Source organism: Vibrio sagamiensis NBRC 104589 (genome assembly GCF_007990935.1).
GTDB classification, from domain to species: Bacteria; Pseudomonadota; Gammaproteobacteria; order Enterobacterales; family Vibrionaceae; genus Vibrio; species Vibrio sagamiensis.
In genome coordinates, this window is sequence record NZ_BJXJ01000064.1 from 1 (window position 1) to 10,351 (window position 10,351).

Sequence of the window (10,351 nt, forward strand, 5' to 3'; positions counted from 1 at the left end):
AAACTGTGCCTACGGGGCATGAAACACGAAAATGCCCCTTTTCAAGGGGAAGCAACAGAACGCTGATAATCTCCACTAAAAAATAGCCCGACTTTTATTAATGGCAGACCACGCAGCACCGATGCACTGAATCTCCCAAAAGCTTTCATTTCGGACAGCGTAACCTTCAAACTCAAAATTGCATATTTATGCTTTCGCAACTTGTACGATATAGCACATTGGTTGCCGTTAATACTTACTAAGTTTGATATGCTTTAAAAGATTATATTGTTCTTTAGGTAATCTATAAGCCTTGAAGTTCTTGTACTAAGAAATTGTCGTCTGTACCAAATAGCATAAACATCTCGATCTTTACCATGCCAATCTGGTAATACTCTGATTAATTTGCCCGATTCAAGATCATTTTTCACTTCTGTTAGAGGTATTAATGTTATACCGAGACCATTGATAGAAAATTGTTTAGCAACATTTAGATCATTAAGTGACACACGACGAGAAGCAGGTTTATGACAGATATTCTTTGATAGGTTGGAGCTGTGATAAAGCTCCCATGTAGTTAAAGGTTCTACAACAATAACATCCGTCTTTCCAAGATCTTTTGGTTCTTCAATTTTACCCACAGATTGTAGATAGACAGGACTTGCCACAAGAACCGTTTTGATAGTTCCAATTTTTAATTGTGTTAGATCGGAATCATTCTGTTTTCCAACGCGAATAGCCATATCAGCATTTGACGAATAAAAACTGGTAAGCGCATTACTTAGTGCCAAATCTAATTCAATTTTGGGGTTTTCTTTCAGATAGTTCGATAGGGGTTCATGTATACAGCTTGCAACCAAATTGGCAGGAGCCAACAGTTTTATATGACCTTTATCACTAGAAACATCGTCTCTCAATTCATTTGCTATGGAGTCTAGAGAGTTAACATGAAAGCGGGCGTGCTCGTATAATTTTCTGCCTTCTCTGGTCATTTCAAAAGTGTGGCTATTTCTACTCAATAGCTTACAACTAAACTGCTCTTCTAGGTTTCTGATTCGTCTACCTATTGTCGATGATGGGATGTTAAGGTGTCTACTTGCTGATTTGAAACTTCCTGCTTCTATTACAGCGACAAACAGTGAGATATTGCCATGCATATTGAAAACCATATTTGGGTTTTAAAGGCTCATCTTGAACCGTAGAAATCATTAATGTACATCACTATAGTTTTTCGTGAACCATCAAGCAACTTCAGAGGCTAGCATATGAAATATCGTATTTTGTTTACCGTAATTATGTCTTTCTTTCTATCATCACTCATGACTTTATGGGTAACGTACATAAACTTGGGCAGTACACCAGAATTTTTAAACTTATGGGGACATGCTTTTTTATTGGCGTGGCCAGCAGCAGGGGTGATCTCTTTCTTTACCTCACCATTGGCACAAACGATAACCAAGAAAGTTCTTCAGTAAGAAGATACTACTTCATCAAGGGGGAGGCTTGTCCCTTGATGATTTCCTCCCAGAAGTTTTCATTTGGGGTAAAACTTCATTAGGCTGAAAAGTGAATATTCATTCGAGAAATGGTGTAGAGATTTCTGCTTAACCTATACGCTATCTCTCATATACTTTGGAACAGCTAATAAAGACAAAGATTTAATGATGTAAATTAGAGCCGCTCGCCTTAATGATGTTGAAAAATTTTCCCACCTATTTCATGCATATAGACAGTTATCAGTTAATCTAGACAATTCAGCGACTATAACGGAATCAGAGAAGTGGCTAGAGGATAGAATCGATATTGATGAAGCGACCTTTTTAGTAGCTGAAAGAAGTGGCTCATTCATAGGTTTTATTACTTTATACCAAGGGTTTAGCTCTGAATAGCTTCAAAAATATTGGACTCTAAACGACCTTTAATTAAAGGATAAAGCTCGTGGCCTCGGTGTTGGAAATGCTTTGATGGCTAAAGCTTATGAGTTTGTTCTTGATACGAATGCAAAGGGTGTAGATTTGGAAACCGCTATCAGCAATACTATGGCTCAGTCTATGTATGAGAACCTTGGTTATGTAGGGAATCCGAAATACAAAAGTTACTTCAAAGTCTGTCAGTAAAGGGAAGGTTGCCGTTGATGTTAGGCAATGCCAAATTATATCAGACTACAGCATAAAAATGTAACTTGATTATCGGTAAGTCTCGTTGTGTAGCGGAAGAAATTGTCCATTTCCTGTCATATCGCCCACCACTAGTAACAGTTGTCTTGGTCGTTTTAGGATACCAAAAGTTATTCGAAGAGTAGGTCGCTGCCGAAGTGGCATAAAACACGAAAATGCCCCATTCATTTTCAGCGTGAATATCTAAAACTGTCGTTTGCCTTACATGTAGCTATTCGATGAAGTGCCGAATTAAGCTTTTTAAAAATTATGCATCATTTGAAGTCTAATACTAAATAACCAGCATTAAACTACTGATTGTTAGTTGAATTTTTATTATAAAGGCAACGTTGTAGGGGGATAAAAGACGGCATAAATCCGTATAGAAAGCGTTATATTAACTGAGGTGAAATTCAATAGGTTGAGTATTAACTTGATAAAGGAATTACATTGCGTATCATATGGTTACGTCGATTTTATAAACTAGGTAAATAATATGAAAGATAATGTTCCTACTAAAATGAGCGATTTGTACGAATACTCAGGCTTTTGGCCTCGAGTTGGTGCTAGTCTACTCGATAGTGTGATAATGTGTTTCCTTACATACCCGATTCTAGTAGCGGTTTATGGCTGGGCATATTTTGACAATGATGCATTAGTGCAAGGCTTCGCTGACCTGGTTTTAAGCTGGATTTTTCCATTGATAGCGATCATCGGTTTCTGGCGTTATCGTCAAGCGACTCCAGGTAAAATGGCTATATCAGCTAAAATTGTAGACGCTAAGACTGGCGATAAACCTACTCTTCAACAGTGTATTATAAGGTACCTTGGGTATACTCTAGCGATAATCCCTCTTGGTCTAGGTATATTTTGGGTTGCGTGGGATAAGCGTAAACAGGGGTGGCACGATAAACTCGCCAATACTGTAGTTATATGCGAAAAAGATCGCAATATACCTCAAGAGGTTGAGTTCTCGTCAAAAAATTAACATAACAAATAACGATTAAGCGTTGCGCAGCCAACGTTCAATCCCGAGTGTTCAATTATGTTTGTACTTACTTGGCTGTCATTAATGTTAGCTTTATACGTGTAGGAATAATTTCACCTAACAAATAAGAGTAAGTGTCGCGCAGCCGACACTTTATTCGGGTGTTGAACAAGCCTTTCGCTGCCTTGTTAAGTAGATTGCGCGGATGAGCACCTGTCACTGATTGACAGGCAAGCGAAGCCCACCACTTTTTCCCCGATTTGAAGTTATCCGAAGTAGACTGTTTCGATCGCAATCTCTAACTCAGAAATGTCCTGAGGCTTCATAGAGCTGAAGTTTTACATGTGGCAATTTTTAACAAAGTGCCTCCTAGCTCGGATCTGCCCCATTGTTAGTTTCGCCAAAAAAAGCCACGCTCTCGGACGGATGGGTTTTGACCAAACATAACTAATCTGAAACCCAAAGCTCATAAAGTACGAAAAATGGCTGTCGGATTACCATTCTAAGCTCAAATGAATTTACTGATTTTTGCCGTGTAAATCGTTCTGGAATCGTCAAAAACTAAAAACTCATGGTGTTATTTGGCTTTAAATAAGAGCCGAAACTATCTGATTAGAGCTTTTTAGGCGGTCCGAGAATTTTATAAGCAAACCAATTGGAATAATAAACACCGACAAAGTGGTCAATGTTATGTGTAAACCATGTTGGTCATTTCAAAAACAGAGAAATCTTCTTACAATACCATTTCATTCACAGTTTTTTCCGTTGGTGGCTCATCGGCCATAAAATAAAATGGCGCTGACAAAGATAATAAAGTGGACGCATAGAAATATGGAACCTATAAAGAATCACTATTTAGATATACCTGAAGAAAGAAAATTGCGTATTTTTCGTGAGGAAGATGGCGACTTCTATAACTTCTGGGAAGAAATGCTTGATGAAGAGCAATCTTTTTATCAGCAACCTCTCAAAAGAATGAAAGGTGACGCTTGGTATTCGCTTGATGCATTCTTCACTGCTTCCGAATTCGGGCAACATCAGGCTTCGCCAGCTTACATAAAAAGGGCGCTCGAGTTACTGAATAACGTGTACTTGCTGGCCAATCATTCAGCCCAAGTGGTTGAATTCTCCGTTGGGCACCGACAATTTTTGGAAGTGGGTAACCGTGCTGTTGCTGGAGGAACCATGGATGCATGGTTGGATGAAATCTGTTTAGCGATGGCCGCGAGAGATTGGCGCTGTGTAGAGCTGATGACCATCATGGATGAGTCGTTAGTGTCTATAAAGACGCCATTTAATGTTGCTCTAGTCGAGTTCGTTAGCGGTGTATTTAGCAATTCACCAGCGTTAACTGAGTTATTGCAAACGGTGATGGAGAAATCCTCCCCGCAATATTTAGAGTCAACCAGAGTGCCATATGTACACTCATTGTTTATTCCATTTGTGAATGTGTTTGTTGCCATTATCGATGGCGATGAGGCACATTATCAAGAAGCACTGAGGGATGCGTTAGAGGCACATTACCAGTTCTACATGAATGAAGATGTTCGTTATTCACCAAAAGGGAATGTTTCTCTGAAACTGACTGGTCTCGCTGCATTGGCATACGATAAGTATGGCTGGACGATTCCAGAAGCCGCATATTTGCCGAAATGGCTCGTGTACGGTGAACAGGATTTACTAGCTAAATAGCAATAAGTATATTCTGGGATATTGTTTGTGAATCTTTAGTGCTCTTAATCCAGACCCAAGACTAACTTCTCTACTAGTGCGATATTACTAATCGCACTAGTACTTCAAAGTAAAATCACCATACCATACCTTATCTAATTCATTGGTTGCTAATTTAGCAAAATCGCTGTCACGTTTATGTCCAAAAGTGTGCCGACAGGTCATAAAAAAGAGAAATGCCCCTTTATGAGTTTCGAGAGTTAAGGTGTGGACTATTTAATTACTAAGTTGTTCACACATATTTTAATAACATGATCTGTAGATTATCTTCTAGTACATTATTCTTATTGTGTATTTTATGGGTTCTACAATGTCTCGAAGTCAACGTCTGCTAGATCTTCTCCAGCTATTACGACGCTATAAATACCCAATATCTGCTGAGAAATTGGCTAGTCAGCTTAATGTAAGTGTACGAACTATCTATCGTGATATTGCTACGTTACAAGCTCAAGGTGCTGATATTGAAGGAGAGGCTGGGCTTGGATATATCTTAAAGCCTAGCTTTTACCTCCCACCGATGATGTTCAGTTTGGAAGAGCTTGAAGCTCTCAGATTGGGAGCTGAATGGGTGTCTAAGCAAGCAAACGGAGAATTTAGGGAAGCTGCGATTGATGCACTCGCTAAGATTTCAGCCGTATTGCCTTCTGGGCATGAGGCTAAGCATACAGAGAGTGTAATCAGAGTAGCTTCAGTTCTAAAGGCACCCGAACTAATGATCTCGCTAACTGAGTTGAAAGCAACGATTCAAAAAGAATATAAAGCCGAAATTATTTACCAAGATGCCAAGGGGGCAACCAGCAAAAGGGTAGTGTGGCCAATACTGATAGGTATGTTTGGGCAACACAATATTTTGGTTGCATGGTGCGAAGCACGAAGCGATTACCGTAATTTCCAACTTGATAGAATTCACTCTTTTTCTCAACTTGAGTCTAAATACGAACGTTCTCGCCATGTTTTGCTGACAGAGTGGGAAGCTATAGAGGGTATTGAGTACAAACGTCTTCTCTACTGACATAAACTGTCAATACCTTTGGTTATACTTCATCCATGAATTTGAAGAGTGAAGATTAATTACCATGTTAACTATTGATTCTATTGTTCTTTATGTAGAAAACGTTGAACTAAGTATGGCTTTTTACGAAAGCGCATTCGAGTGCCAACCAAAGCTTTTGTCACCAACTTTCGCAGTCGTAGAGTTTGCTGAAAACGTGAAGATTACTCTTAAACAAACTGATGCTTTAACACCAAGTAGCCATGTGCGAGGCGGCGGCACAGAGCTTTCTATCCCAGCAATGAGTCGCGTCGAGCTAGACAACCTGTTCGAACAGTGGAAAAAGCTGAATGTGGTGTTTGCTCAAGAGTGTGAAGAATCTGTATATGGCGTTAACTTTGTTGCGTTAGATCCAGATGGGCATCGCTTACGAGTATTTGCTTAACGTTACCTTGTTGCTTAGAAGGCAGCATCTTTGTTAACACACTTTTGTCCAAAAGTTTCTCAGGTTGAATTTTTACCCGTGGCACTTTCTAGCTCGAAAGTGCCCCATTATGTAAAACTAAATACTCTACAAGCTTTAGGAGCGTGCATTTCCCCTACCAAAAGTAAAGCGCTGGCTAGGCAGCGATTTATATAAATTGCAAAAGTCAGTTATGTTATTGGTTACAATTTAGCGTCTGGGGATTTTGAGGCAGCTTTGCCATAAAACTTTATAAACGACTGCTCTGAAAATACACTCAGCATTCTATTAAAGCTCTCTCGTTCTTCCGGTTCAATCATTCTAGATCTAACCTTGAGTTCGGTTTTGATAGAAAGCTCTGTTGGTGATACAAGAGTTACTTGACGTATCAGCGAGCCTAAAGGGTGAATCAATTCTAACGTTGGCGGCACGTCGGTAATTTTCCATACATTATTGGTATCATAATTAATGGTCGAAGTGACATTTAAGCCTTGGAAAAGCGCAGGATATAGCTCATTAAACATCTTTAAGTCTGACAGCTCACGCTCAATCCAAACATCAGATTCTCCGTAGTTCAGCTCTTCTCCAACGGTTAGGAACGGTTCTATAGTGGCGTGAGAATGAATCACAGAACCTTCAGTCATCTCGTTAACATTCTCAACACGAAACTCTGGGTTACCTATTGATGAAACGACTTCGTGATATTCGTCGGTCAATTTTTTCAAACGGTCATCAACGTTTAACTCAAATAAATTAGACCGTACAGCTGCAGCATATTCACCAACATAACTGCGCTTCTGAGTCTCTTTTTGCCCGCCAAACCCATCAAACACAATCTTTGTTTGGGTGTGCATCTTCCAACGATAAGGGCTTTTTTTAACCTGCTCCAATTGCGTGCGCGCTGTTAGTGGCAATGAGACTTTCCCCTGTACCCATGCAGGGGTATGTTGCCAGTGGGTTTGAGAGTCTGTTGGATCAACGCAATAACGTTGCCCATCATATTCAAAACAGACGATGACATGGTTAAATATCAACATACTTGGTATGATAACTCTTTCAGGGTCATTTCGATTTGTAGCTACCAGCACCAATTCTGGATCTAAGTTGAGTTTCTTTAACAAGCTCAAAAGTAAAGTTGATTTATCTTTACAGTCACCATATCGGTTTTCTATGGTCTCTACAATATCATGAGGCGTCATAGCATGACCGAATTCAGAGCTCGAGACATATCGAATATCTCGAGAGACAAACGCCAAAATACGTTCTATCTTTTCATCCATGCTTTTCGCCCCTACTGTTAGCTTTAAAAAGAGGTCATCCAAACCCGTTTGATTTGTCGACGCTGCCGCCATCGTTGTGGACGCTAAATCGGCTACATCTTGCCAAGAATTTAACGAGCCCAACGAAACACGATTAATGCCATCGCGCCACAAAAATTGATAATCTCCCTCAAAGGCGGGAATATCCAACCCCTGGCAGTCGAGAGTGTTATTAAATTGTTCACAATCAATAACTTCACTATCTTTGGACCAGAATATCGGAGATTCATTGCTCCAATTGACATTGAGTTTATACGTAGCAATTGGGTAATTTTGTTGAGTAAATAACTCTTCAGCCCAATCATGCTCCATCATCGAGCGCTTGGTAACAACCTGATATTTTAGTACCGCGATGCTTCCTTCTTCTAGCCCTGGAATAGCCAACGCGAGTTCTTTTTGACTGGAAAATGTATTGTAGCTACCAGTGTTTAACAACTGGATTTGTGAGGGTGTAATCTGTTTTACAACTCCAGAAGGAGAAACGGAAGCCGCGGTCTTAATAACCACCTGTTGATAATTCGGGTCGAAGTACAAACCCATCGTGCCATATGACTCAGTATCGACAAATCGAGGGAAGTAATTAACTACAGTTCTTTGTTCGATAACTTGCTCTTTCTGAACATCAAACTCTATCTCTCTAAGCAGTTGCACCATCTCGGAATAATGATTGTCTTCAGGAAGCAACAATAGAGCATCCTTGACCCCCTCTTGAGAAAGGTCCCATCCAACATTAGACAATTCAACAGCGTGAATGTTTGATATATGTGACAAAGTTGCCAAGGTTAATACTAATAGCTGATTCAGTTTCATTGCAGAGTAAACTCCCTGATCATCGCTTCAAATTGAGGCTTTCTACGATTAAACGACAACTCAGGTTGAGCCAAAATACCAAGCAACTCATACGTCTTATCTTGCGAATGGGTTAGTGCCATGAAGCCTGCAGCGTTTGCCTTGAAAGCATTTTCAGTACAGGTCATTTCAACCTTTACGACAAACTCGTCACCTATAAAACGACGATCCTCTGTACAAAGAGAATTTCCGATTTTCTTGTCGAACCACTGGCGACGCCAATGAACGTGATCATTAACATCAGTAGCCTTATAGTCCGAATTTTCAAAAATCATAAAGTAGGCATCAAAATCTTCGCTTTCAAACTCAGCTAAGGCAGTGCCATCGGAATAGGTACCAACTTCCACTTGCTGCCAACCTTCCCCATGAAAGGTCAACTCATAGTTATGATTTTCTTGTACAAATACACTCCCATCAGAGAAACTATCCAACTTATCAACCATAAATGGAAACAGGATAGAAAAGGCAAATGTACCCAAAATTGTCGGCGTCATTAGCAAAACAATCACCCACTCTAATGGGTTTAAACCACGCTCTTTTCCTATGAACTCAATCCCTTCAACCTGCTTTTTATAGGCGTTAACACGATACGCAATAGCACCGAAAGAAATCGCATAAAGTATATATACAACAAACTCTAGCCACATTGGGGTTGTCCATTTAGAGGTCCCAGATAAGTAAAGCGTTGTTAGCATGAAGCCGTAAGAACCCCATTTATAGATGGTTTGAGCCTTTGGTTCAGTACCGTCACCCTCTAAATCACTCAGCGCCTTATCTAAGTTTCGAAAAGCAAAAAACTGTACGATGACAAAGTAAGGAACGAAAAGCCATAGGCAAGGTTTAAAATTACCTCGAGATATAAGCTTGATTTCTTTGACGCGACGGTATAGCCAGAAACTGGAATAGAGGCCAAAGGTGCTGAAAAACAAAATCACATCTAAGAATGGTTTTCTTGGATAAGAAGCCTTTATTTTTTCCGGCTGTTTTTCACTAGGTGGAGAGGCATTTTGTGTTTCGTCATAAGGCATACTGTTTGTTTCTTGCATTTATAATAATCCATATTTTGTTTTCAAGCCAAAGCATCATAATCAACGATTAATGATAAATGATAATTCTAAAGGCATTGTATCATCTGCCAGAAAAATAGCTTTCACATCAAGCAGTAATTATATTTATATGTCATAAGCTGGGGATATTAACAGGCATGCATTGAGACATTAAGCACTCAATACTTGACGTAAATCAAATCTAAAATCAGACCTCCACAATTGCGTATTCCCCACTGATTACGGGCACTCTTTCCCCAAGTTTTTTCTGCTTTTATTTTTACTCTACCTATCCGGTTTGTGTCAGTTTTCTCATGAATTCACTTCTCAGTTCTATGTGGTGGGTATTGTGGGTCAACCTATCTAATAGAGCACTAGCGACAATGGCATTGCTAATCATGTTGTACCATATGCAGGTCTAGTCCACCTTTGATTATCAAGAGCGTTCTGTTTTTTGTGTAAACTCAAGCAAGCAATGCTACTCATTGAACGAGAAATCCTACGTGGTATGTTGTCTTATGGCCCATATTTTGAAAATAAGTCATTTGAAACGTACGAAAATCCTAAGTCGATCTCGACAAGCAAGTCCTTGCTCCATTGTTGTTTTAGTCAATAAACCTATGTTCCTAATTGAACGACCTTTGACCAAATATGGCTAATCTCATGCTCATTTTTTAATAAAGAGTGAAAAGTGGGTATCATTACTCGTTTCCAGACAAAATTGTTTAGGCTTGAATGTACAATCCACCTGTGATGAAGGAAGTAAAAATGAACATTAAGATGTTTTCTAACTTGGTAGGTTTGTCTGATTATACTCTTAGGGGGCTTG

The 10,351-nt window shown here is 39.6% G+C and carries 9 protein-coding genes and 1 pseudogene; 6 read left to right on the forward strand and 4 right to left on the reverse strand.

The window, feature by feature from the left end; genetic code table 11:
• Positions 1-254: 254 nt before the first annotated feature.
• Positions 255-1,136: a LysR family transcriptional regulator gene (locus VSA01S_RS18560; RefSeq protein ID WP_039982215.1), complete on the reverse strand. Its 882-nt coding sequence runs from the start codon at positions 1,134-1,136 to the stop codon at positions 255-257.
• A 108-nt stretch (positions 1,137-1,244) separates the two neighbouring features.
• Here VSA01S_RS18560 and VSA01S_RS18565 point away from each other — a divergent pair, with 108 nt between their 5' ends.
• From VSA01S_RS18565 to VSA01S_RS18590, 6 genes and pseudogenes are all read left to right on the forward strand, one after another.
• Positions 1,245-1,454, forward strand: coding sequence for a DUF2798 domain-containing protein (locus tag VSA01S_RS18565; RefSeq protein WP_083932286.1), 210 nt, complete (start codon positions 1,245-1,247; stop codon positions 1,452-1,454).
• Positions 1,455-1,919: 465 nt separating this feature from the next.
• A pseudogene (locus VSA01S_RS18570) lies at positions 1,920-2,096 on the forward strand (GNAT family N-acetyltransferase); the annotation flags it as partial.
• 535 nt (positions 2,097-2,631) lie between these two features.
• Positions 2,632-3,123 carry an RDD family protein gene (locus VSA01S_RS18575; protein WP_039982217.1) on the forward strand — a complete coding sequence of 164 codons (492 nt, stop codon included), beginning with the start codon at positions 2,632-2,634 and terminating at the stop codon, positions 3,121-3,123.
• Between the two features lie 831 nt (positions 3,124-3,954).
• The gene (locus VSA01S_RS18580; RefSeq protein ID WP_039982218.1) at positions 3,955-4,815 is read left to right on the forward strand and encodes an immunity 49 family protein; all 861 of its coding nucleotides are present in this window, start codon (positions 3,955-3,957) and stop codon (positions 4,813-4,815) included.
• Between the two features lie 349 nt (positions 4,816-5,164).
• Entirely contained in the window at positions 5,165-5,866 is a 702-nt protein-coding gene (locus tag VSA01S_RS18585) for a helix-turn-helix transcriptional regulator (protein ID WP_039982222.1), read from the forward strand.
• Positions 5,867-5,930: 64 nt separating this feature from the next.
• Positions 5,931-6,290, forward strand: a complete 360-nt coding sequence (locus VSA01S_RS18590; protein WP_039982219.1) for a VOC family protein — start codon at positions 5,931-5,933, stop codon at positions 6,288-6,290.
• A gap of 221 nt (positions 6,291-6,511) precedes the next feature.
• Here VSA01S_RS18590 and VSA01S_RS18595 read toward each other — a convergent pair whose 3' ends face one another.
• From VSA01S_RS18595 to VSA01S_RS20220, 3 genes are all read right to left on the reverse strand, one after another.
• Positions 6,512-8,437 carry a DUF3857 domain-containing protein gene (locus VSA01S_RS18595; protein WP_039982220.1) on the reverse strand — a complete coding sequence of 642 codons (1,926 nt, stop codon included), beginning with the start codon at positions 8,435-8,437 and terminating at the stop codon, positions 6,512-6,514.
• On the reverse strand, positions 8,434-9,522 hold the full coding sequence (locus VSA01S_RS18600; RefSeq protein ID WP_039982221.1) for a DUF4234 domain-containing protein: 1,089 nt from the start codon (positions 9,520-9,522) through the stop codon (positions 8,434-8,436). The genes VSA01S_RS18595 and VSA01S_RS18600 overlap by 4 nt, the downstream gene beginning before the upstream one ends.
• 289 nt (positions 9,523-9,811) lie before the next feature.
• Positions 9,812-9,922 carry an ATP-binding protein gene (locus VSA01S_RS20220; RefSeq protein WP_219727192.1) on the reverse strand — a complete coding sequence of 37 codons (111 nt, stop codon included), beginning with the start codon at positions 9,920-9,922 and terminating at the stop codon, positions 9,812-9,814.
• Positions 9,923-10,351 lie beyond the last annotated feature (429 nt).

Bases quoted from the DNA above. Each gene is read 5' to 3' on its own strand.
- VSA01S_RS18560 (WP_039982215.1), bottom strand. From the start codon at position 1,136: ATGCATGGCAATATCTCACTGTTTGTCGCTGTAATAGAAGCAGGAAGT.
- VSA01S_RS18565 (WP_083932286.1), top strand. From the start codon at position 1,245: ATGAAATATCGTATTTTGTTTACCGTAATTATGTCTTTCTTTCTATCA.
- VSA01S_RS18575 (WP_039982217.1), top strand. From the start codon at position 2,632: ATGAAAGATAATGTTCCTACTAAAATGAGCGATTTGTACGAATACTCA.
- VSA01S_RS18580 (WP_039982218.1), top strand. From the start codon at position 3,955: ATGGAACCTATAAAGAATCACTATTTAGATATACCTGAAGAAAGAAAA.
- VSA01S_RS18585 (WP_039982222.1), top strand. From the start codon at position 5,165: ATGTCTCGAAGTCAACGTCTGCTAGATCTTCTCCAGCTATTACGACGC.
- VSA01S_RS18590 (WP_039982219.1), top strand. From the start codon at position 5,931: ATGTTAACTATTGATTCTATTGTTCTTTATGTAGAAAACGTTGAACTA.
- VSA01S_RS18595 (WP_039982220.1), bottom strand. From the start codon at position 8,437: ATGAAACTGAATCAGCTATTAGTATTAACCTTGGCAACTTTGTCACAT.
- VSA01S_RS18600 (WP_039982221.1), bottom strand. From the start codon at position 9,522: ATGCAAGAAACAAACAGTATGCCTTATGACGAAACACAAAATGCCTCT.
- VSA01S_RS20220 (WP_219727192.1), bottom strand. From the start codon at position 9,922: ATGATTAGCAATGCCATTGTCGCTAGTGCTCTATTAGATAGGTTGACC.